Genomic DNA, 22,807 nt, shown 5'->3' on the forward strand with positions numbered 1-22,807 from the left:
TCATACGACGCCAGGAACGACAACCAGCGGAAACAAGATCATTCGAAGCGGGATCCCCCGCGGGGCAGGTTCCGCGAGCGGCTACAGGGAACGCACGACGTCGGCCATGAGCCGGGCGGTCTCGGACGGGGTCTTGCCGACCCGCACCCCCGCCTTTTCCAGAGCCTCCTTCTTGGCGAGCGCTGTCCCGGACGAACCGGACACGATCGCTCCCGCGTGGCCCATCGTCTTGCCCTCCGGCGCGGTGAAGCCCGCGACGTAGCCGACGACCGGCTTGGTGACGTGCTCCTCGATGTAGGCGGCGGCCCGCTCCTCGGCGTCACCACCGATCTCACCGATCATCACGATCGCGTCGGTGTCGGGGTCGGTCTCGAACGCGGCGAGCGCGTCGATGTGGGTGGTGCCGATGACCGGGTCACCGCCGATGCCCACACAGGTGGAGAAGCCGAAGTCACGCAGCTCGTACATCATCTGGTAGGTCAGGGTGCCGCTCTTGCTGACCAGGCCGATGCGGCCCTGCGGGGTGATGTCGGCCGGGATGATGCCCGCGTTCGACCGGCCCGGGCTGATGATCCCGGGGCAGTTCGGCCCGATGATCCGCGTGCTGTTGCCCCTGGACTTCGCGTACGCCCAGAAGTCGGTGGTGTCGTGCACCGGCACGCCCTCGGTGATGACCACGACGAGCGGGATGCCCGCGTCGATCGCCTCGATGACGGCCGCCTTGGTCCCGGCCGGCGGGACGTACACCACCGAGACGTCGGCGCCGGTCTTCTCGATCGTCTCGGCCACCGTCGCGAAGACCGGCACACCCTCGACCTCGGTGCCCGCCTTCTTCGGGTTGGTGCCGCCGACGATCTTCGAGCCGGCGCGCAGCATCCGGGCGGTGTGCTTGCGTCCCTCGGAGCCGGTGATGCCCTGAACCAGGATCTTGGACGTCTCGTCCAGCCAGATTGCCATTGTCGGAAGCCTCTTCCCGTCCGCTCAGGCCGCGGCCGCGGCGAGCTCGGCGGCGAGCCGCGCCGCGCCGTCCATGGTGTCCACCGGCTTGACCACGTCGAGGTTGGCCTCGCGCAGGATCCGCCGGCCCTCCTCGGCGTTGTTGCCGTCGAGCCGCACGACCAGCGGGGTGGTGATGTCGCCGACGATCTTCAACGCCTGTACGATGCCGTTGGCCACGGCGTCACAGGCGGTGATCCCGCCGAAGATGTTCACGAACACACTCTTCACCGCCGGGTCACTCAGAATGATCGACAGACCGTCCGCCATCACCTCCGCGGACGCCCCGCCACCGATGTCGAGGAAGTTCGCCGGGCGCTGCCCACCGAACTCCTCACCGGCGTATGTCACCACGTCGAGGGTCGACATGACCAGACCGGCACCGTTACCGATGATGCCGACCTGCCCGGAGAGCTTGACGTAGTTGAGGTCCTTCTCCTTGGCCCGCTGCTCCAGCGGGTCCACCGCGGCGACGTCCACGAACGCGGCGTGGTCGGAGTGGCGGAAGGAGGCGTTCTCGTCCAGGCTGACCTTGCCGTCCAGCGCGACCACGCGGCCGTCGCCGGTGAGGATCAGCGGGTTGACCTCCACCAGGGTGGCGTCGGCGCGGACGAAGACCTCCCACAGCTTCACCAGCAGCTCGGTGGCACCGTCGAGGGCCGCCTCGGGGAGCTTCGCCGCCACCGCGATCTGGCGGGCAATGGTGGCGTCGACCCCGACGAGCGGGTCGATCGGGATGCGGGCGAGCGCCTCCGGCTTGGTCGCGGCGACCTCCTCGATCTCCATCCCGCCCTCGCGGGAACACATGGCGAGGAAGGTCCGGTTCGCCCGGTCCAGCAGGAAGGAGGCGTAGTACTCCTCGGCGATGTCACTCGCCTGCTCCACGAGGACCGAGTGGACCGTGTGGCCCTTGATGTCCATCCCGAGGATTGCCGATGCCCTGGCGGTGGCGTCGTCCGGGCCGTCGGCGACCTTCACGCCACCAGCCTTGCCGCGGCCGCCGGTCTTGACCTGCGCTTTGACGACGACACGCCCACCAAGATCAGTTGCGATGCCGCGTGCCTCGTCGGGGGTCGTGGCGACCTTGCCGCTGGGCACAGGCACGCCGTGGTCGGCGAACAGCTTCTTCGCCTGATACTCGAAGAGATCCACAGTCCGTCCAGTCGGATATGAGATCGGTGGTCAGGGTCGAACGTTCGTAAGTTCGAAGAAAAGGGAAGCCGCCCCGAGCCTACTGAAGACGCCCGTCCCGGTGGAGGCTGCTCCTGCCGCGGCGGCCGGTCTCGTATGTCCGGGGTCAGCCACCATCATCACCCGGATCCGGTGCCGGACGCCTGCTTTTGTGGTGGTCGACACCGCGATCACAGTGATCGCAATACCCACTATTCCGATCGAACCCGGCACGATCTCGGCGCCCGCTACGGCGACGGCCGCGTTACCTCGCTCACTGCGTACCCGGATCCGGCCACAAGCCGTGCACCGCCGGCCGAACGGGAACGGCGGAACAACTACAAGCGCCTGTGACACCCGATGTCACAACAACGGCGGATGGACAACGGCGAACAAACAACGAAGACAAGCATGCCCGGCACATGTTCAGCGCATCCTCGGTGCATGCCCGTGCCCACCCGGCGGACCGGCGACAGGACACGACCGGTGAACAGAGCCGGCGGGCACGGCCGGCGGACACGGCCGGTGCGGAGTGCCGGCGTCCCGCCCGGCGGTGCCCCGTGTCCGGACGGAGTGGACACGACGAGCGGGCCCCGTGGCGTACCGGGCACGTACCTGGCCGGCCGGCGGCCCCGGCCCACCTACCCGCGAGACCTCCCGGATCCGCCCCTATGAGCGATCTCTCGAAACCCCGGCCGGGGTAGCCCCACGCACCCGTGCGGGCTTCGGCGCCGGCGTGCGTTCCCCGACCGGGACCCGGTCGCGGTCCGGCCCTCGGCTCGTGTACCCGAAAGGCCCTCCGTCCCGGGTCGTCCGCCGGCCCGCTCGAGCGGGCCGGAAAGCCGGTGACCCGGGAGACGAAACCGGTGGGCCCGGAAGGTACCCGAAAGACCCCGGAAGACTCAGCCCGCGGAAACCGCACTGGGGCCGGGCGCATGGGCCGCGGCCACGCTCGACCGGATCCATTCGACGATTTCGCCCGTGGTCGCCCCGGGCGTGAATATCTCGGCGACGCCGAGCGCCTTCAACTGCGGAATGTCAGCATCCGGTATGATCCCGCCACCGGTTACCACGATGTCGGTGGCGCCGCGCTCCCGCAGCAGCTCCATCAGACGCGCGAAAAGGGTCATGTGTGCGCCCGAGAGCACCGACAGGCCGATGCAGTCGGCGTCCTCCTGGATAGCGGTCTCGACAATCTGCTCGGGCGTCTGGTGCAGACCGGTGTAGACGACCTCCATACCCGCGTCCCGCAGGGCCCGCGCAATAACCTTGGCGCCGCGATCGTGGCCGTCAAGGCCGGGTTTGGCGACCACCACCCGGATACGTTCACCGGTCTCGCTCACGCGGCCTCCTCGCGTTCCCTGACACCATCAGCCGGGGACGTCGCTTCCCTGACGCGGTGCCCCGTACATGGCGTTCCGTGGCCCGATCTCTCCGTAGACCCTAGCCGGACGCACCGGCGGAAGCACGCTGTTGCCCGGCGGGATCACAGCCGCCGCCATCCCGGCCGGCAGTCACGGCGAGAAACCAACAGTCGACATCCACCCACTCTTTTTATACTCTCAGTAATGGTAGACGTCGTGGCGGTTCCCAGTGACGCCTCCCGGACCGCGCCAGGTCCGTCTGGTGTGAAACGGCTGGGCCGTGTCCGGTAGGCGTCGGCCGGCTGGGTGCCGCCCACGCGGTCGACGATCCGTCGGACCCGGCGTGGTCGGGTGCGACATCCGGGCAACGTCCAGGGGCTACGCGCCTGCGAGTATCGTGCCGTTCCCGGGTCCATCCCCGCGCGGGAAACCCGGACCCGCGGCCGCGCGAGCAGGCCGATGATCGCGCTGCCTTCGGCTGGCCAGTTCGTGCGGCCGACTGGTTCTTCGGACAACTGTCCGAGCACGGACGGGAGCAGGGCAATCGGAAAGCGTCAACTGGGGCCGGTGGGGGCGGCGGCAGGCAGAGCCACCCGATCCATGAGCGCATCCGCGGCCCGTCGGGGCACGCAAATGACCCGCGGCCTGCTTGAGACACCGGCGGCGATCCGTGGAATGGCCGCGGAAGCCACCTGGCTGGCAACCCATATCGCCTTCTATCCGATCGGGGTCGTCTCGGAACGGCTGCGCGAACCGGCCGACCGCTACACCCTCGACGGCCTTTCCCCGCTGCGGCGTGGGCTGCTCGTCGGCGACATCGAAGCCGCGGGCACGCCGATCCTGCTGGTCCACGGCCTGATCGACAACAGGTCGATCTTCACTCGGCTACGTCGTTCGCTGCGCCGGCGAGGCTTCGGGCGGGTCGCCACCGTGAACCTGCCGCTGTTCACCGCGGACGTCCCGACCGCGGCCCGCAAGCTGGCCACGGTGGTCGAGACGATGTGCGAGCAGACGGGCTACCCGCGCATACACATCGTCGGGCACTCCCTTGGCGGTCTGGTTGCCCGCTACTACGTACAGAAACTCGACGGCGACGCCCGCGTGCACACCCTGGTGACGCTGGGCACACCGCACGAGGGCACCCGCCTGGCACGGCTGCTCCCCCCGATGGTGCCGTACACCCTGCTGCGCCAGCTCTTCCCGGACTCGGACGTGATCCGTGAGCTGGCCGAACCCGCACCGAACTGCCGGACCAGGTTCGTGGCCTTCTCCGGGGACCTGGACACGATCATTCGTCCGACCGAGGCGGCGCTGGTCCGCCATCCGGACCTGATCGTCCGCAACCTGCGGGTTCCCGGCGTCGGTCACCACTCGCTGCCGTTCAACATCGACGTCGTCCACCAGATCGCGACCACGCTCGCGCATCTGGACGACGTCGAACACACCGCCCCGGGCGGCGAACGCACCGGCCCTGACACCGGACGCACCGGCCCCGGCGGTGCGGAGGAGGCCGCGGAAGCGGAGCAGGCCGAGACGCCGGCGGAGGCGCCGAGATCCCTCCGCGACGCCCGTTCCGACCGCGCGTCATGGGCGGAGGGCCGTTCAGCGGCCGACGACTTCCAACATGATCGAAATCTTCATCACTCACAATGACGAAAAAGCAATAATTGCGCCGCTTCACGCATCACGCCCGCCGTGGGCGGGGGTGGTGTCAAAGCCCGCTTTGGGACGGTGTAGCGTTCGATCCGGTTTGCAGGCTTTTCCTCCCGTCGTACCGTGACATGCCGTGACGTAACACGCCGTGTCATGGCATGCCGTGACACGGCGGGAGTCTTGTCGAGCAACGGGAGCGTGAGTTCGGGTTGTCGCAGCCCTCAGCCCGTGACTCAGGGCGGCATCGCGGCCATGGCAGGGCCACGGGCCACAGCGGCTCGTCCGGCTCCGCTCGCCGGACGGCATCGGCAGCGCAGATCCGCCGTACCGGCATCGCCACCGCCGTGGTCTCCACCCTCGGCATCGTTATGATCAACACAACCGGTATCGCCCACTCCGATCCGGCGGTCATTTCCGGCCTGCGCACCGCTGGGACGATCTTCGACCCCGCATCCGGTGGCGTGACGGACGCCGCCACCGACGGGCTGAGCGACCCTGCCCTGCTCGAGCGGCAACGCGACGGCGACGCCGCACGACGCCAGGCCCAGGCCGACCGCGTCGACCGGGACGAGGCACTGGCCCAGATGTCCATCCTGCTCCTCCAGCAACGGACCACGGCCGCGGAGGCCGTACGTCGGCAGGACGAGCTGCGCTGGGTCCGCCCGATACAGGCCCGGATCACCCAGCGCTTCGGCGGCGCGAACGGCCACCCCGGCATCGATCTCGGCGCACCGATGGGGACCCAGGTCGTCGCCGCTTACGGCGGCACCGTCATCTACGCGGGGTGGGAGTCCGGCTACGGCAACTTCGTCCAGGTCCGGCACGCGAACAACGTCGTCACCTGCTACGCCCACCTGTCCCGGATCAGCGTCCGGGTCGGTCAGCAGGTCGCCACCGGTCAGCAGGTGGGCCTGGAGGGGTCGACCGGGTTCTCCACCGGGCCGCACCTGCACTTCGAGGTCCGGCTGGGCGGCCAGAACGGCACCAAGGTCGACCCACTCGCGTGGCTCGCCAAACACAACGTCTACTATTGACCACCGCTACCGCTACCGCTGGCCGCCGTGCCTGTCAGACCTGCCGGACGCGGGTGCGCGGGACGCTCACAGCTTCTCGAAGGGGGCGTAGCGCAGGAGCAGGCGTTTGGTGCCGGTCCCCTCGCCGAAGTCGATGCTCGCCTCGCGGTTGTCCCCGGTGCCGGCCACCGCGACGACCTGACCGAGCCCGAAGGTGTCGTGGTTGACCCGGTCCCCCAGGGACAGGTCGGGGATCTCGCGCGGCGCGGGCGCGGGCCGACGCCCCGGCAGCCCGCCGGCCCGCGCGCTGGACGGCCCCGCGGGCGCCGAGCCCCACGCGCTCGTCCGCGGGTGGGCGGCGGCCGGCGCCGACTGTGTGTTCCCCTGCCAGTCGACCAGTTCGGCCGGCACCTCCTCGAGGAACCGCGACGGCGGGTTGTACGTCGGCTGGCCCCAGGCGCTGCGGACCTCCGCCCGGGTCAGGTACAGCCGGGCGCGCGCCCGGGTTATGCCGACGTAGGCGAGCCTGCGTTCCTCCTCGAGTTCGGTGGAGTCACCGAGCGTGCGCAGGTGCGGGAAGACGCCGTCCTCCAAGCCGGTGAGGAAGACCACCGGGAACTCCAGCCCCTTGGCGCTGTGCAGCGTCATCAGGGTGACGGCCCCGGCGGCACCGCCCTCGCCATCCGCGCCGTCCTCGGGGTCGGGCACCTGGTCGGCGTCGGCGACCAGGGAGACCTGCTCGAGGAAGTCCGCGAGCGAGCCCTGCGGGAACTGTTCGCTGAACTCCCGGGCGACGCTGACCAGCTCCTGGAGGTTCTCCACCCGTCCCTCGGCCTCGAGGGTGTCCGCGGCTGCCAGTTCGGCGAGGTAGCCGGTCCGCTCCAGCACCGTCTCCAGCGCCGCGACCGGGCCGTCGGCCACGGCCGCGCGCAGCTCGGCCAGCAGGGTGGCGAAACCACGGACCGCGTTCGCCGACCGGGCGGTCAGGCCCGGGACCTCGTCCACCCGGTTCAGGGCGTCGGCGAAGGGGACACGCTCGCGTTCGGCAAAGGCCGCGAGCATCGCCTCGGCCCGGTCGCCGATCCCCCGCTTGGGCACGTTGAGGATGCGCCGCAGGTTCACCGTGTCCGCCGGGTTCACCAGCACCCGCAGGTAGGCGAGCAGGTCCCGGACCTCACGGCGCTCGTAGAAGCGCACCCCGCCGATCACCCGGTAGGGCAGGCCAACTCGGATGAAGATCTCTTCAAAAACCCGGCTCTGGGCGTTGGTGCGGTAGAAGATCGCGACCTCGCCAGGGCGCGCCAGCTCGGCGTCGGAGAGCCGGTCGACCTCGGCGGCGACGAAGGCGGCCTCGCCGTGCTCGTTGTCCGCGACACAGCCGACGATCTTCTCGCCGTCCCCGGCGTCCGACCACAGCCGCTTGGGCTTGCGCCGGGCGTTACGGGCTATCACCGCGTTCGCCGCGGAGAGGATCGTCTGCGTGGAGCGGTAGTTCTGCTCCAGCAGGATCACGGTGGCGTCGGGGTAGTCCTGCTCGAACTCGACGATGTTACGGATGTTCGCGCCCCGGAAGGCGTAGATCGACTGGTCGGCGTCGCCGACCACGCACAGCTCGGCCGGCTCCACCGCGGGCTCGTCGGCGTCGGCGCCCAGCGGCACCGGATCCGGCCGTACCGGCTCGCCGTCGACGGTCAGCCGGGACGCCTGCCCCACCAGTTCCCGCACCAGGACGTACTGGGCGTGGTTGGTGTCCTGATACTCGTCGATGAGGACGTGCCGGAACCGGCGCCGGTAGTGCTCGGCGACGTCCGGGAATGCCTGCAGCAGGTTCACCGTCGTCATGATCAGGTCGTCGAAGTCGAACGCGTTCGACTCGGCCAGCCGGCGCTGGTAGAGCCCGTAGACCTCGGCGACGGCACGTTCGACATGGCCGGTCGCCCGGCTCATGGCGGTCTCCCAGTCGACCAGCTCGTTCTTCAGGTTGCTGATACCGGTGGCGAGCGCGCGTGCCGGATACCGCTTGGGGTCGATGTCCAGGTCGCGCGCGACCAGCGTGATCAGACGCTGGGCGTCCGCCGCGTCGTAGATCGAGAAGCCGCTGGTGAACCCGATGCGCTTGGCGTGCGACCGCAGGATGCGCACGCAGGCGGAGTGAAAGGTGCTCACCCACATCGCCCGGGTGCGGGCGCCGACGAGCGCGGCGACCCGCTCCTTCATCTCGTTCGCGGCCTTGTTGGTGAACGTGATCGCCAGGATCTCGCCGGCGCGGACCCCGCGCGCGGCGAGCAGGTAGGCGATCCGGTTCGTCAGCACCCGCGTCTTGCCGGAGCCCGCGCCCGCGACGACGAGCAACGGCGAGCCCGTGTGGACGACCGCCGCCCGCTGCTGCGGGTTCAGGCCGTCGAGCAGCGCGTCGGGATCGAGCCGGGGCGTGGCGGGGCGGCTGCCCGGTATGCCCTCCGCCGTTGGCGACCCCGGCTCGTCGCGGTCGTCGGCGTCGTCGAAGCCCGGGTACGGGCCGAAGCCGGGGTACGGGCCACCGGGAAGCGCGCTCATAGGAAGCCGATCATACGTTCGACGCCCGGCTGGTCCGACAGCGGTACATGGCTCTCACCCTACGAGGCCCCGACGCGCGCCACGACCGCGCATCCCCGCCAGGGCGGTCACGGCCCGCGCCGTGGCCCGTGGGAGGGCCGCACGGTAGCCGCGATCCCGCCACCGGGTGTGACAAACATCCGGCACGGGGCGAGCCGGTGGGTTTGACGGCCGCCGATGTCCAAGAGCAAACTGAGAAGGTGCCGCAGCACATTATGATCATTAGTTAGGCGCGCGACCTCGCTTTCGAAGCAGGCTTTCGGGCCGACATGCTTTCGAAACAATACCGACGGGTCAGCGCGCCTCGCCCTCCTGCCAGTTCGGCGGGGGGCTTTTTTGTTGCCGCGGTCACGTCGGAGGTGGCCGCCGAGCTACCGGGAGCACGATGATGCGCCAGCCAACCGAAAACCCGACATGTACCACCAGCGACAAAACAGAAACCACAGGTAAGACAGGTAAGACCAGAACAGGTAAGACCGGTGCCGCCTGTCCCGCCGCCGGTACGGCATGTGCCACCGGTAAGGACGACAACGACGTCCCGCCCAGATCCGTCACGCCCGCGGCGGCCGCGGGCAGCGCCGGCGGCGCTGACGGCGCGTGGGCCGTCGGCTGCGACGCGATCGACGTCACCGCGGCCGCGGTCGTCCTCGCGCCGGTGCTTCGGCGGACCAGGGTCACGCCCAGCTCCCATCTGTCCCGGCTGACCGGCGTGCCGGTGTGGCTGAAGTGCGAGAACGAGCAACGCACCGCGTCGTTCAAGCTACGTGGCGCGTTCGCCCGACTCGCGCTCGCCGACCCCGCCGTACGGGCCCTGGGCGTGGTCGCCGCCAGCGCCGGCAACCACGCCCAGGGCGTCGCGTACGCGGCGGCCCACTTCGGCGTCCCAGCCACGATCTTCGTCCCGGCCGGCGCGAGCCCGGTCAAGGTCGCGCGCACCCGCCGCCTCGGCGCGCGGGTCGAGCACGTCCACGGCGGGATCGACGCCGCCCTGCTGGCCGCCGAGGCCACTGTGCGCGGACACGGCGGGCTGCTGGTGCATCCCTTCGACGATCCGACCGTGATCGCCGGGCAGGGCACGATCGGGCTCGAGCTCACCGAGCAGATCCCCGGCCTGCGGACCGTCCTGGTAGGCATCGGCGGCGGTGGCCTGATCAGCGGGATAGCGGCGGCGATCAGACAGCGGCGGCGCGACGTGCGGGTGATCGGCGTCCAGGCCGCGGGCGCGCCCGCCTTCGCCCTGTCCTGGCGCGCCGGACGGCCGGTGCGCGTCCCGGCGGCCACCATCGCCGACGGCATAGCCGTACGGACCCCGGGCACGCTGACCCTGGCGCTCGCCACCGCCCTGGTGGACGATGTGATCACGGTCGACGAGGACGCGCTGTGGGAGGCGATGGTGGCGCTGCTGTGCGCCGACGGCCAGACGGTGGAGCCCGCCGGGGCAGCGGGGACGGCGGCGCTGCTGCGTCATCCCGAGCTCGCGCAGGGCCCGACCGCGGTGGTCCTCTCCGGCGGCAACATCGACCCGGTCACCGCCGGCCGCGTCCGCGCGCTGGCCGCCGGTCCCCTGGGCATCCCCGCCGCGTGACGCCTGGTTACCGCTCCGCTCTCCTCTGCACACCCTCCCCTGCTCGCGCCAGCCCGCCGGCCCGCCGGCCCGCGTCCGGCCCGGGTCACTCCCACTCGATGGTGCCCGGCGGCTTCGAGGTGATGTCGTACACCACCCGGTTGACCTGCCCGACCTCGTTGACCACCCGGTTCGAGATGCGTTCGAGCAGGTCGTAGGGCAGCCGGGCCCAGTCGGCGGTCATCGCGTCCTCGCTGGTGACCGCGCGCAGCACGACCGGATGCCCGTAGGTGCGCTCGTCCCCCTGGACCCCCACCGAGCGGACGTCCGCCAGCAGCACCGCGAACACCTGCCAGATCTCGCGGTCCAGCCCGGCCCGGCGGATCTCCTCGCGGACGATCGCGTCGGCGGCCCGCAGCGTCGCCAGCCGCTGCGGGGTGACCTCACCGATGATCCGGACAGCCAGGCCAGGCCCCGGGAAGGGCTGCCGCCAGACGATCTCCTCCGGCAGCCCGAGCTCCTCGCCGAGCCGGCGCACCTCATCCTTGAACAGAGTGCGCAACGGCTCCACCAGAGAGAACTGCAGATCCTCGGGGAGCCCGCCGACGTTGTGATGCGACTTGATCTTCGCCGCGGTCGGCGAGCCGGACTCGATGACGTCCGGATACAAGGTGCCCTGCACCAGGAACTCGATCCGGGAGCCCTCCGCCTCGGCCTGAGCCTCCAGCTCGCGGGCGGCGGCCTCGAACACCCGGATGAACTCCCGTCCTATTATCTTGCGCTTGCGCTCCGGGTCGCTGACGCCGGCGAGTGCCGCGGCGAACCGGTCGGCGGCCTTGACGTGCACCAACTCGACCCCGGTCGAGGCGACGAAGTCCTTCTCCACCTGCTCCGCCTCGCCCGCGCGCAACAGGCCGTGATCGACGAACACGCAGGTCAGCCTGTCGCCCACGGCGCGGTGAACGACCGCCGCGGCCACCGCCGAGTCCACCCCGCCGGACAGCCCGCAGATCGCGCGCGCGTCGCCGAGCTGGGCCCGGACCGCCGCGACCGCCTCGTCCGCGATGTTGACCATCGTCCAGTTGGGCCGGCAGCCGGCGCCGGCGAACAGGAAACGCCGCAGGACGTCCAGGCCGCGGTCGCTGTGCACCACCTCCGGGTGGAACTGCACGCCGAACAGCCCGCGCGCGACGTCCTCGAAGGCCGCGACCGGGGTCGACGGCGTCGACGCGGTGACCACGAACCCCGGTGGCGCCGCTGTCACCGAGTCGCCGTGGGACATCCACACCTGCTGGCTGGTGGGCAGACCCGCGAACAGGACACCGCCGCCGGCGGTGACGGTCAGGCGGGTCGCGCCGTACTCCGCGACACCTGTGCGGGCCACCGTCCCGGCCAGCGCGTGCGCCATCACCTGGTGTCCGTAGCAGATGCCCAGCACCGGCACCCCGGCACGGAAGAGCGCGGGGTCCACCTCCGGGGCGCCCGGCGAGTAGACCGACTTCGGCCCACCCGAGAGGATCACCGCGGCGGGACGCCGGGCGAGGATCTCCTCGACCGAGATGTCCCAGGGCACGATCTCCGAGTAGACGTGGCACTCCCGCACCCGCCTGGCGATGAGCTGGGCGTACTGGGCACCGAAGTCGACGACCAGAACCGTGTCGTGAGCCGGGCGGGAGGCCCCAGGCGCGTCGGACGCCCCGGGCGCGTCGGACGCCGCCCACGCGGGCGCGGGTGGAGACGCGGAGGCGGGGGCGGCCGGCGCGTCGGATCCTCGGCCGTTGCCCGTCGGGCCCGCGGCCGGCTTCGAGATGGCGGTGTCCACGACGCCAAGCCTACGGAGAAGATGCCAGGCCCACGGAGAGCCAAGCCCACGAAGAACAGGCCAGGACGGTGCGGGCCCATAGAGAAGCTGTCAGAAGGTGTCAGACCCGCGGAGAACGGGCGCGATACCTGACGCGGCACCGGAAAGTACCTGCGCGACAGGCAACAGGCGGCCGACCCGCCCGGACTTCCGTCCATCCTGCGGGCATACGTCCGGATGGCCCGAGAACGGGCCGAACAGACGGGATCGGAAGTGGACATCTAGTTTAGGCCAGGCGCGTGTCGGGATGTCTGGCCATACCGCTATGGTGCCTATCGAGGGACATCCGGGCCCGATACCGGGCCATCCCGGCACGTTATGTTCCGGGAGGCTGGCGGAGAGGTTGCGAAGGTACGTGCGCAGACAACCGATAGCCGGCACGGGCATCGACGCTCCCCCGGCGGGCGAGGTCACACCGCAGGAGCCGGAGCGGTCCGCCGATGACGGCGGGCCCCGCGTCGACGCCCCAGCCATCACGTCACGGGACCCAGGCGGTATACGACGCATAAGAGCGCTGCTCGGTGCGCCGGCGAACTGGCGGGTCCGTACCAAGCTGATCGCGATTCTCGCGGTCCCGATCATCGCGATCCTGGCCAACGCCGCGATGGGCGCCAACAGCGTGCTGACCAGCACCCGGGACGTCAACCGTGCCCAGGACATGGTGAAGATAAGCCGCGCCGCCACGGCACTGGTGTCCGCATTGGAACAGGAACGCACCTATACGGTCGGCTATATCGCCTCACGCGGCACGCCCCTGTCGGGCTTCCGCTCCCCCGAGCGCATCAAAACGGTGCGGACACAGGTTGACGAGGCGGCCCGGCAGTACGAGCAGAGTGTCCGGGGCCAGCAGAACGCCTTCACCGAGCAGACCCGGACGGTACTCCAGTCGATCACGGACCGGCTGTCGCACCGGACGAACGTGCGCGAGACCGCGTTGACGCTGGCCTCGTCGAGCTCCGTCCAGGTGGCCTACACCGGGATGATCAACAGCCTCGTCAGCCTGGTGTCGCTCATCCCGCAGGGCCAGGACGACGCCGCGCTGAACGCCGACGTGGAGGCCCTCGACGCCGTCATCCGCGCGCGGGAACGCCTGGCCGCCCAGCAGTCCCTCATCCACGGCACCATCCAGCAGGGACGTTTCGACAGCACCGACTACCGGCTGTTCGTCGGTCTGAGCACGGAACGCGAAACCCAGATCTCCCGTTTCGAGGCGGTGGCCAACCCGGACCAGGCCAGGGTGTACCGGGAGACGCTCGTCGGTCAGGACGTCGCGGAGACCAGCAACGAGGTACAGGGCGTCCTGACAGGACGGGTCGGGCAGTCGCTCGAGCTCGACAACCTGAAATGGCTGCAGTCGACCCAGGCCACGATGGACCTCAACAGCAGGATCGTCGACTCCCTGTACAACAACACCGAGGACCGCGTCGAGACGCTGCGGTCGGGTATCCAACGCCGGGCGCTGCTCTCCGGTCTGCTCATCGTCTTCATCCTGACGGCCGCCCTGCTCGCCGCCATGATCGTTGCCCGCTCCCTGGTACGCCCCCTGCTCGGGCTGCGCGCGGCCGCGCTCGACGTCGCCGGCCGCCGGCTGCCCGAGTCGGTCCGCCGGCTGCGCGACTCCACCGAACAGGACATCGAGACCGAGGTCGAACCGGTCGGTATCAACACCGACGAGGAAATCGGTGAAGTCGCCCGCGCGTTCGACGAGGTCCACCGGGAGGCCGTCCGCCTCGCGTCCGAACAGGCCGTGCTGCGGAACAACGTCAACGCCATGTTCGTCAACCTGTCCCGGCGCAGCCAGGGACTGGTCGAACGGCAACTGCGGCTCATCGACGATCTGGAGAACCGGGAGCAGGACCCGGACCAGCTCTCCAACCTGTTCAAGCTCGACCACCTGGCAACCCGTATGCGCCGGAACAACGAAAGCCTCCTGGTGCTCGCCAGCACCGACACGGCCCGCAGGTGGACCCACCCCGTCCCCCTCAACGAGGTCGTCCTCGCCGCGATCTCCGAGGTCGAGCAGTACACGAGGGTCAAGCAGATGGCGGCGGCCGCGGTGTCGATCACCGGGAACGCCGTCAGCGACGTCGTGCACCTCATCGCCGAACTGTTGGAGAACGCCACCTCCTTCTCCCCGCCGGCGACCGAGGTACAGGTCGCCAGCCGCTCCCTGGGGCCTGGCGCCGGAGCGATAGTCGAGATCGAGGACCGCGGCATCGGAATGCCGGCCAAGGATCTCGAACGCATCAACGAACGGCTGGCCAACCCACCCGTCATCGACGTGTCGGTGTCCCGCACGATGGGTCTGTTCGCGGTCGGTCGGCTGGCCGTCCGACACAGCATCCGCGTCCAGCTCCGCGAATCGACCTCCGGCGGGATCACCGCCGTGATAAGGCTGCCAGCCAAGGTCGTCGCCAGTGAGGCGACCCCGAGCACGCCGGCACGCCCCCCGGCGCCGCTGACCACCGGACGTCCCCCGGTCGGCCGGTCCGCGCTCGACAACGGTCTGCCACCGGCGCTGTCCAACGGCCGCACGGTGGGGTTCGACGGGATGTCCCTGGCGAACGGCATGTCACGCGGCGAGTCCAACGGCCACACGTTCGTCGACGGAAACAGCCTGCCAAAGGGCAACGGCTCGTATCCGCCCGGTTCGCGCAATGGCTCCGAAGCACCTCCGTCCCTGCCCGTACCGGGCATGAACGGAAGCGGCCCGGGCCGCACCACGGCGGACGAGCGGTCCACCAGCCCCGACGAGTTCAGGCTGGAGCAGCCGGACGTCGGTGGCGGCTTCGGCGCCGGCACCGGCCCGCTGGAGATCCCCAGAACCACGGCCCGCCAGCCGAATGCCGATCCGCCCTTCCCGAGTGAGCCCCAGACCGGCGGCTACGAGATCCCCCGGGGACCGGGCGCGGCGGGCCCCACCGGCCCGGACACCGGCGCGACCTACCTGGACCTCGCCGGCCGCACCGGCCCGGCGCACCTGGATCCGGCCGGCTCGGCTTCCCTGGACACCGGCGGCATCGACCTGACCGGAGCGGCCCCGCCCGGACCGACAGGCCGGACCGCCACGGACAGCGCACCGGCCGCGCCCAGCCCCGACACGACCCCGTTCAACCGGCTGTCCCCCCCGCCCACCGCCTACTCCCAGCCCACCGGCGGCGGTCAGGCCGGAGAACTGCCGACGGTCATCCCGTCGGGCGGCGGCGTCCGTCCCGACTTCAGGACGGAGCGGGCGCCCGCCGCGCGCGACGACGTTTCCTACCGCGACGACGTTTCTTATCGCGACGATGTGTCCTATCGCGATGACGTCTCCTATGGCGACGGTGCCGACCGGGCGTCCCGTACCGACGGGGCCGAGGAAGCAGCCGCCGACCGGGACGGCGAGGACAACGACACGACCCCGATCTTCGATTCGGTCTCCGCGTGGTTCCAACGCCACGCCCCGACGTCCCCGCACTCGCTGCCGAGCCGACCGAGGGCGGCTGCCCCGCTGGGCCGTCCCGGACCAGCCCCGCACCGCGGCCCGGCCAGCCTGCGTGGTGACTTGCGGCCACCGGAGCCCGCCGGCCGGCCCGCTCGGCCGGTCGACGTCAGCGCCAGCGGTGACATCGGCCGGCCGCCGTCGCCCTACCCGGCGCCAGCCGGCCGGCCCGGGCCTCAGGGTCCGGCACCCGCCGACATCCCTGTGCCCGGCTGGTCGCCCGTCCCGGGAGAACCCCCGCTGCCGGCCGCCGCGGCCGGCCCCGCCGACATCCAGTCCGTTCCGTTGGCGAGCCGTCCGGCGCCCGCCGCGCCGGATTCCGGATCCGTATCATGGTCGTCCGCGGCTGACGCCGGGTGGCGTGCCGCGGAAGCGGCCCGCCAGCCGTCTCCCGCTGGGACGACCAGGGCCGGTCTTCCATTGCGTGTCCCGATGACACACCTGGTACCTGGCAGCGCTGAAACCACGCCAAGGCGTCAGCCGGAGGGGTCGTCCCGCTCTCCCGAAGCGGTCGGTGGCCGGCTTGCCAGCTTCTACCAGGGTGTTCGGCAGGCCCGTGATGTCGTCAGGGACACCCCCCACAGCTCTCGTCGGAACGCCCAGGAGGAAGTGTGACGCCCATGAGCTCAGACGCACAGAACCTCAACTGGTTGATCAACAATTTCGTCGAAAGAGTTCCCGGTGTCGCGCACACCGTGGTGGTTTCCGCGGACGGCCTGCTGCTGGCGGTCTCGGACGGTTTCCCACGCGACCGGGCGGACCAACTGGCCGCTGTCGCGTCGGGTCTGGTCAGCCTGACCCAGGGCGCCGCCCGGGTTTTTGAAGCAGGCAACGTGACACAGACGGTCGTCGAGATGGAACATGGGTTCCTGTTCATCATGGCGATCAGCGATGGGGCAAGTATGGCGGTTCTCGCCGCACCGTCATGTGACATCGGACTTGTGGGGTACGAGATGGCACTGCTGGTGACCCGGACCACGGATGTGCTCACCCCTGCCCTACGAGCCGAACTACAGGGGATCCTTCCGCGGTGAACCGACAGGAGCACAGGGGGTCAGGGTGAGTACCGATCCCGCGAATACCCCGGGACCGGTTGTCCGTCCCTACGCGATGACCGGTGGTCGGACGCGTTCACGATACGAACTCGCCATCGAGGCGCTTGTCGTCACAACGTCCTTTGGTGAGGAACGGGCAATCCAACTTGCCCTGGAACAACAGACAATCGCCGCCATGTGCCGGCAGGTGCGATCAGTTGCGGAGATCGCCGCCGGCCTGCGGGTTCCCCTCGGAGTCGCCAGGGTGCTGGTCGGTGACATGGCGGACGAAGGTTACGTCCGGGTACACCAACAACCCGACCGCGATGAGGCGCCGGACCTCGCGCTGCTCGAAAGGGTGCTCAGTGGCCTTCGCAAGCTCTGACCGCAGACGGGTCAACTCCTCCGTCGCCACTACTTCGGTCAAGATCGTCGTTGCTGGTGGTTTCGGCGCCGGCAAGACGACTTTTGTCGGTTCGGTGTCCGAGATCGTACCCCTGCGGACCGAGGCGGTCATGACCGAGGCCGGGGCACACGTCGACGACCTGACCCACCTCGCCGACAAGACGACGACCACGGTCGCAATGGACTTCGGCCGGGTCTCCCTGGACGAGGATCTGATCCTCTATCTGTTCGGCACGCCGGGACAGTACCGGTTCTGGTTCATGTGGGACGACATCGTGCGGGGCGCTATCGGTGCCATCGTTCTCGCCGACACCCGGCGGCTCGCCGACTGTTTCGCGGCCGTGGACTACTTCGAACAGCGACAGTTGCCATTCGTCGTCGGAGTGAACTGTTTCGACGGAATCCTGCGGCATTCCATAGACGACGTCCGGGAAGCTCTGCAGATCAACCCGAGCATACCGATCATCACCTGCGACGCGCGTAACCGTTACTCGACGAAAAGCGCACTGATCGCGGTGGTCGAGCACACGATGTCACGAGCGGTGGCCAGGACCTGATCCGCCGCTCGGGCGGCACCGGCCCGGCGCGCGCATATCGTCCTCGCGGTGAACCGGGCCGACAGTATCGGCCCGGTTCACCGATCGGCCCGGTTCACCGCGTCCGGCTGTCCCCGCCAGGAGGCGGTCGAGCGGACGGGAGCTGTTCTCAGGTCCCCTGGACGGCCCTGGTGTATGGCAGCAGCCTGCCTGGCTGCACGGCAATGTTCTTGATCGAATCGTCGCCGACGATGACCAGGCTGTAGCCGGTGCCCTCCGTCCGCCACTGTCCCCCGACCAGCGGCGTCTTCGCCACGTTCTTGGGGATGTCGGCCGAGCCGCCGAAGCCGATCTCCCCCACGATCGTGTTGGTACGCAGCTTCCCGATCGCCGCCGCCAGGCCCGCCCGGTCGTCGGGCGAGCCGACCTGGGCCAACGCCTCCGTGGCGAGTTCGTAGAGGGCGTGCACGAAGCCGAGGGTCTGCACCCAGGGGGTGCCGGTCCTGTCCGTGAAGTCCTTGGCGAGCGTCTCCGGAGTGGCCCCCGTCAACGAGCTTTTGAACCGGTGGTAGGGCGACCACCAGACCTCGGTGCCGAGGTTGTTGCCGTCCTGGCCGAGGGCCTGGACGGAGCGCGGGAACAGCAGCCCCTTGGCGACCGTGACGATCTTCGGGCTGAAGTCCATCGACACCGCCTGCTTCCAGAAGATCTGGAAGTCGCCCGGTGTCAGCACACCGGTCAGGATGTCCACGCCCGCCTGCTTGAACACCCTCAGCTGGGGGCCGAAGTCCGACGTCCCGGTGGGAAAGACCGGAGGCTTCACGAGCGTGTAGCCCGCGGTGGCTATCACGGGCGGAAACCCGATGGTGCCGTCGGCGAACGTCCTGCCGTCGGAGTCGTCCGGCCAGAGCGCACCGACCTTCTTGTTGCTGGGCAACTGGCCCCACATGTTCCGGTAGACCCTGGTCACGTCCTCAAGGCCCCAGAAGAAGTGATAGGTCCACTTGAACGGGCGGGCCGGGTCGCCACCACGTCCGTTGAACCACGACTGCCAGGGAGCGGCCGTGGAAATGCACGGCATCTCGTTCGCCTCGCACTGGTCCGAGACCGGGTTGGTGGTCTCCGGTGTGGAGGCGACGAGGATGATGTCCACCCGGTCGGTGTAAATCAGGTCGCCGGCGGCCTGGGCCGCACGGTTCTGGTCGGACTGGCTGTCCCGGACGATGATCTCAACCGGATAGGTGCGCGCGCCGATGGTCATTCCGCCCTGGCGGTCGAAGAAGGCCCGGATGGTGTCGGTGACGTACCTGTCCGCGGCGCCGAAGGCGGACAGCGCCCCCGTCTGCGGGCTCACATAGCCGATCCTGATGACCCGGTTCGCCTTCGACCCGCTCCCGGAGCCGCCACAGGCGGCAAGGGGTACCCCGGCGGTCGCCACGCCAGCCAGGGTCAGCAGTGTGCGGCGGCTAAGGAAACGCCCACCGGCATCACCGGAACGGTCCACGGCGCCGGGAGGAACCTGCTGGGGCATCTGGTGGGCAATCTGGTCCGGTTTCTTCCCCGCGCCGGGCTCCGCCGCCCGCGTCCGGGATTCCTGCCACGGCAGCGGAACCGGTACGGGAGGCCCGACGAGTGATCCGGAAGGTCCGGAAGGCCCGGAAAACTCACCGGGCCCGGAAGGCTCGCATCCCCGGGCCGCGGGAAACGGCCTGCCCGGGCCGGTCGCTTCGGGGCCGTCGACGCCAGGTCGTCCCCGTCCAGTACGTGTCGGGCGGTCAGAGTGGAGCATGGGTCCTGATCCTGCCGCACGCCGGTTCAAACCCGGGCGCTGGGTCCCGGTCGACACGCAGCAGACCAGATCGGGAACGGAAGGTTCCTGTTCGGCCCACCGGCTGAAGCCGGCGGGAGCAGGCTCCGCCGGCCCGGGATACCGGCTGGAGAACGCCGGCCGGCGTTCTCCAGGCCAGTCGGCGAACACATGATCACTATTTTTCCCGGGCTCGGAGCCTAATTGATCGCACACCACCGGTTCGATCCGTCCTTGAAGGTCAGGAAAGCGCCGTCCTTCCCGGCGTCGCCAGCGCCCACCCGGTTGATGAACAGCGCCTTGATGTCCTTGAGCGGACCGTCGGCGAACCGGACGTCGGTAAAAATCACGGTATCGGTACTCAGACTGTTCTTTGTGATCGAGTAGGTACCCTGCTGGTCATCCCAGCGGTAGCTACCGCTCTCGCGTGGCACGACGAACTTGTTCGGCAGTGCCGCGGACGCCTGGGAATTCCGGTTGTCGGCCGAGGCAGCCCCGTCGGCCGGCTGGTCGCCGTCGGCCGTCCGATAGCAGCGGTAGGTGCCGTCGACCAGCGCCCGACCGGCCGCGGCGTCCGGATTGCTCGTGGCCGGCGTCGGCGCGCCCCCGGCCGAGGACGCCGCGGCGGTGACGCCGGGATCCGCCGGGTCCTCCGGAGCCCCCACGGGAAGATCCTCCGCCCCGCCCGACAGCAGGGCGTACAGCCCGACCGCGACCAGGGACACCAGCACCGCGACAATCAACGGGCCGGTCCACCCACGCCGATAACGCGCCAGCAGCCCCGAGCCGGGGCCGCCGCTGCCGTCGTCGTCGACGTCGTCGACGTCGTCGACGTCGTCCACATCGTCGATGTCGTCACCGGGATCCGGCCCACCGCGCCGGCTGTCCGGCCGGCTGGACAGTCGGACGGCCGGCCGTTTCGCGGCCCCGGACGCCGTCGAGTGCTGCTCCGGCCCCCGCGCCCCGGTGTCCGTGGAAGCACCACCCGGGGAGGGAACCCGCGCCGTCGCCGTACCCGGCCGGCCCACCTTCTTACGGACAGAAGTGGACGGCTTCCAGCCCCCGTCGTCGTCATCGGGACCGGTGTCACGCGAGCCGGCATCACGCGAGCCGATGTCACGCGAGCCGATGTCACGCGAGCCGGCATCACGCGAGCCGGCATCACGCGAGCCGATGTCACGCGAGCCGGCATCACGCGAGCCGGCATCACGCGAGCCGGCATCACGCGAGCCGGCATCACGCGAGCCGGCATCACGCGAGCCGGTGTCCGGCACGGACCCGATCCTCGACAGCGTCGCGGTCATCTCCGCCAGCGACTGTCCCAGCACCCCGGGCGGCACGGCCGGAGATGACGGCATACCGTCACGCGACGTCCTCGGCCGTGCGGCGTCGGTGACCCGTGGCACGATGTCGGTGCGCTCCATCGATCCGGCGGCGGAGGACGCCGCGGCGGCCGGGTCCGCGAAGGCCGCCTCGCCCGGCAGACCGCCCCCGGGCGTCCTGGCCCCGGGTATCGCCGACGGCGGCCTGGGAGCGGTACGTGGGTGCGGCCGGGCGGGAACGGACGACTCGGCCGTGGTGGCCGCGGCCGGGTCCCGGTAGGTCGGCGGGAGAAGCACGGCCCGGTCGTTGCCGCCGTCCACTCTCCCGGCAGTTGGCCGGGATGTGCCAGGAGCAACCGGTGCATCGTCGTTCACGCCGGCACCACGAACGAGGGCTCTGGCGGCCCCGGAACCGGGATATCCGCCTGCCCCGTAGCCGCTCGGAGCCGGGCTGCCGGCTGTCGCGGCCGGCCCTGCGTCCGGGGGGCCGGCCCGATCGGGAGGCGGCGGGTTCGGCCCAGCGGGAGGTACCCGTCCGCGATCACGGGGCTGTGCCGCCCTGAACGAGCCGCCCATCAGGTAGGAAGTCGATCCGTCTCCCGGCCCGGTGGTGTCCGGTTGACGGGCCGGAAGCTCACGATCAGTGCCCATGAGCGGTGGGTAGCCGGCCTGGTGGCCCGCCAACCCGTAACCGTTCGCCGGATGGTCGCTTCCGTAACGGTCCCCAACGCCGTTGGGGTTCGGCACGCCGTTACCGGCGGAGCCAGGGGCGCCGTACCCGGCCGGGCCACGGGCCGGCGGGGAACCGGCGCTCCCCCCGAAACCGTCGTCCGACGGCATACCCGCCGACGGCATACCCGCCGGCGGCAGGGCGGCCGGTGGTAGGGCGGCCGGTGACGCCCGGCCGGGCAACGGCTGCGGGCCCCCGGGCCGACGGCCGTCCGGCCCGGGGGCGCCCGTGTCGAACAGACGCTGGTCGGACTGACCACCAAAGGAGAAAGCGCCACCCGCGGGCGGGGAGGCGGGCCCGTCGTCACGCGGACGGGTCCGATAACCGTCGGTGGAACCACGGGCATCGGGGTAATGCGGAGCGAAACCGCGCAGGACGCCAGGCTGATAGCCGTCCGGCCCGGTGCCGTTCCCGTTCGCCGGCCCCGGAGCGGACTGCCAGGGATGACCTGCGCCCTGACCCGCGGGGCTCTGGCCCACCGGACCCTGGCCGGTGGGGCTCTGGCCCTGACCGGCGGGGCTCTGGCCGGCGGGGCCGCCATAACCGGCGAATCCGTCCGCGGCGACGGGCGGGCCGGTGTCGCGCTGGGCGGCGCCGGCACGATCGCTGCCATCCACGGACAGCCCCCAGCGCCCACCGCCGTAGCCGCCGGTCGTCGTGCCCATCGCAGAATCATCACCGCCCGGCAGCCAGCCGGGCCGCGGGTGGTCGGGCGGGGGCGGTTGGAACGGAGAAGCCGGCTGGAACGGGTAGGCGGGCAGGGCCGGCCGCTCATGACTGGCGGAGACGTCGAACGGGTCAGGAGCGGGGAAGGGACGATCGCGCCACCCCTGGCCGGTTGGATCCTGGGCGCCGGACCTGTCCGGAACCGGCGGGAAGGACGGCTCGGAGCGGTCGTCAGCCTCCCCGACCCGCTCGACCGCGAAGAAGTCGTCCGCACGCCGGCCCGACGCTCCGGAACGGTCCGCGGGGCCGGTCACCGGGCCGCCCGCGTCACCGGCTGCCGTCGATGGACGCCACGCCCCGGCGACGGCGTCCCACGCCCACGCGTCATCGTCGCTCGCCCCGAGCCCGTGGGTGGGCATGTCCTGCCCCCCAGGTCCAGGTAGTCGTCCGGGTAAAGGGCGTAGGCCGTGCCCGATGGATGCTCGCCCGCACGGGCGACACCCAGACAAACACTCGCCGTGTTGTCATCGTCACCAATAGCTCCGCTATTGCACGCCCCCCATCCGCTGTTTCGCGCCGCACGGGGATCCCCGCAGGGACGCCACTGCTC

At 70.4% G+C, this 22,807-nt stretch carries 14 protein-coding genes; 7 read left to right on the forward strand and 7 right to left on the reverse strand.

Annotated elements, in window-relative coordinates:
* Positions 1-81: 81 nt before the first annotated feature.
* From sucD to FSYMDG_RS19175, 3 genes are all read right to left on the reverse strand, one after another.
* Positions 82-957 (reverse strand): succinate--CoA ligase subunit alpha, encoded by an 876-nt coding sequence (gene sucD / locus FSYMDG_RS19165; protein WP_013875046.1) that lies wholly within the window; start codon positions 955-957, stop codon positions 82-84.
* A gap of 24 nt (positions 958-981) precedes the next feature.
* The gene (gene sucC, locus FSYMDG_RS19170; protein ID WP_013875047.1) at positions 982-2,148 is read right to left on the reverse strand and encodes an ADP-forming succinate--CoA ligase subunit beta; all 1,167 of its coding nucleotides are present in this window, start codon (positions 2,146-2,148) and stop codon (positions 982-984) included.
* Positions 2,149-3,068: 920 nt separating this feature from the next.
* The gene (locus tag FSYMDG_RS19175) at positions 3,069-3,509 is read right to left on the reverse strand and encodes a cobalamin B12-binding domain-containing protein (RefSeq protein WP_013875048.1); all 441 of its coding nucleotides are present in this window, start codon (positions 3,507-3,509) and stop codon (positions 3,069-3,071) included.
* A gap of 696 nt (positions 3,510-4,205) precedes the next feature.
* Here FSYMDG_RS19175 and FSYMDG_RS19180 point away from each other — a divergent pair.
* The gene (locus tag FSYMDG_RS19180) at positions 4,206-5,183 is read left to right on the forward strand and encodes an alpha/beta fold hydrolase (RefSeq protein ID WP_237702857.1); all 978 of its coding nucleotides are present in this window, start codon (positions 4,206-4,208) and stop codon (positions 5,181-5,183) included.
* A 209-nt stretch (positions 5,184-5,392) separates the two neighbouring features.
* Entirely contained in the window at positions 5,393-6,217 is an 825-nt protein-coding gene (locus FSYMDG_RS19185; protein ID WP_237702859.1) for a M23 family metallopeptidase, read from the forward strand.
* Positions 6,218-6,283: 66 nt separating this feature from the next.
* On the opposite strand, the gene pcrA is transcribed toward FSYMDG_RS19185, so the two are convergent.
* Positions 6,284-8,752 (reverse strand): DNA helicase PcrA, encoded by a 2,469-nt coding sequence (pcrA, locus tag FSYMDG_RS19190; RefSeq protein WP_013875051.1) that lies wholly within the window; start codon positions 8,750-8,752, stop codon positions 6,284-6,286.
* Between the two features lie 427 nt (positions 8,753-9,179).
* Between pcrA and FSYMDG_RS19195 the strand changes: the two genes are divergently transcribed.
* Positions 9,180-10,376, forward strand: coding sequence for a threonine/serine dehydratase (locus FSYMDG_RS19195; RefSeq protein WP_013875052.1), 1,197 nt, complete (start codon positions 9,180-9,182; stop codon positions 10,374-10,376).
* An 85-nt stretch (positions 10,377-10,461) separates the two neighbouring features.
* On the opposite strand, the gene guaA is transcribed toward FSYMDG_RS19195, so the two are convergent.
* On the reverse strand, positions 10,462-12,006 hold the full coding sequence (gene guaA, locus FSYMDG_RS19200; RefSeq protein WP_193353120.1) for a glutamine-hydrolyzing GMP synthase: 1,545 nt from the start codon (positions 12,004-12,006) through the stop codon (positions 10,462-10,464).
* Between the two features lie 565 nt (positions 12,007-12,571).
* Here guaA and FSYMDG_RS19205 point away from each other — a divergent pair.
* The 4 genes from FSYMDG_RS19205 to FSYMDG_RS19220 are packed head-to-tail and all read left to right on the forward strand — an operon-like array spanning position 12,572 to position 17,693.
* Complete coding sequence (locus FSYMDG_RS19205) at positions 12,572-16,312, forward strand: nitrate- and nitrite sensing domain-containing protein (RefSeq protein ID WP_050803591.1); 3,741 nt, start codon at positions 12,572-12,574, stop codon at positions 16,310-16,312.
* Complete coding sequence (locus FSYMDG_RS19210) at positions 16,309-16,731, forward strand: roadblock/LC7 domain-containing protein (RefSeq protein ID WP_013875055.1); 423 nt, start codon at positions 16,309-16,311, stop codon at positions 16,729-16,731. Before FSYMDG_RS19205 ends, FSYMDG_RS19210 begins: the two co-directional genes overlap by 4 nt.
* Positions 16,732-16,756: 25 nt before the next feature.
* Positions 16,757-17,116 (forward strand): DUF742 domain-containing protein, encoded by a 360-nt coding sequence (locus FSYMDG_RS19215; protein WP_013875056.1) that lies wholly within the window; start codon positions 16,757-16,759, stop codon positions 17,114-17,116.
* Positions 17,097-17,693: a GTP-binding protein gene (locus FSYMDG_RS19220; RefSeq protein ID WP_013875057.1), complete on the forward strand. Its 597-nt coding sequence runs from the start codon at positions 17,097-17,099 to the stop codon at positions 17,691-17,693. The genes FSYMDG_RS19215 and FSYMDG_RS19220 overlap by 20 nt, the downstream gene beginning before the upstream one ends.
* A 148-nt stretch (positions 17,694-17,841) precedes the next feature.
* Here the strand turns inward: FSYMDG_RS19220 and FSYMDG_RS19225 are convergent, their stop codons facing one another.
* Both FSYMDG_RS19225 and FSYMDG_RS19230 read right to left on the reverse strand, forming a co-directional pair.
* Positions 17,842-19,203, reverse strand: a complete 1,362-nt coding sequence (locus tag FSYMDG_RS19225) for an ABC transporter substrate-binding protein (RefSeq protein ID WP_083828358.1) — start codon at positions 19,201-19,203, stop codon at positions 17,842-17,844.
* A gap of 476 nt (positions 19,204-19,679) precedes the next feature.
* Complete coding sequence (locus FSYMDG_RS19230; protein ID WP_013875059.1) at positions 19,680-22,616, reverse strand: hypothetical protein; 2,937 nt, start codon at positions 22,614-22,616, stop codon at positions 19,680-19,682.
* Between the last annotated feature and the right edge of the window lie 191 nt (positions 22,617-22,807).

Origin of the sequence: Candidatus Protofrankia datiscae, assembly GCF_000177615.2 — a bacterium.
Classification (GTDB): domain Bacteria; phylum Actinomycetota; class Actinomycetes; order Frankiales; family Frankiaceae; genus Protofrankia; species Protofrankia coriariae.

Coding starts and splice junctions, on each gene's coding strand:
- FSYMDG_RS19225 (WP_083828358.1), bottom strand. CDS start 19,203: ATGCCCCAGCAGGTTCCTCCCGGCGCCGTGGACCGTTCCGGTGATGCC.
- FSYMDG_RS19195 (WP_013875052.1), top strand. CDS start 9,180: ATGCGCCAGCCAACCGAAAACCCGACATGTACCACCAGCGACAAAACA.
- sucD (WP_013875046.1), bottom strand. CDS start 957: ATGGCAATCTGGCTGGACGAGACGTCCAAGATCCTGGTTCAGGGCATC.
- FSYMDG_RS19230 (WP_013875059.1), bottom strand. CDS start 22,616: ATGCCCACCCACGGGCTCGGGGCGAGCGACGATGACGCGTGGGCGTGG.
- pcrA (WP_013875051.1), bottom strand. CDS start 8,752: ATGAGCGCGCTTCCCGGTGGCCCGTACCCCGGCTTCGGCCCGTACCCG.
- FSYMDG_RS19180 (WP_237702857.1), top strand. CDS start 4,206: ATGGCCGCGGAAGCCACCTGGCTGGCAACCCATATCGCCTTCTATCCG.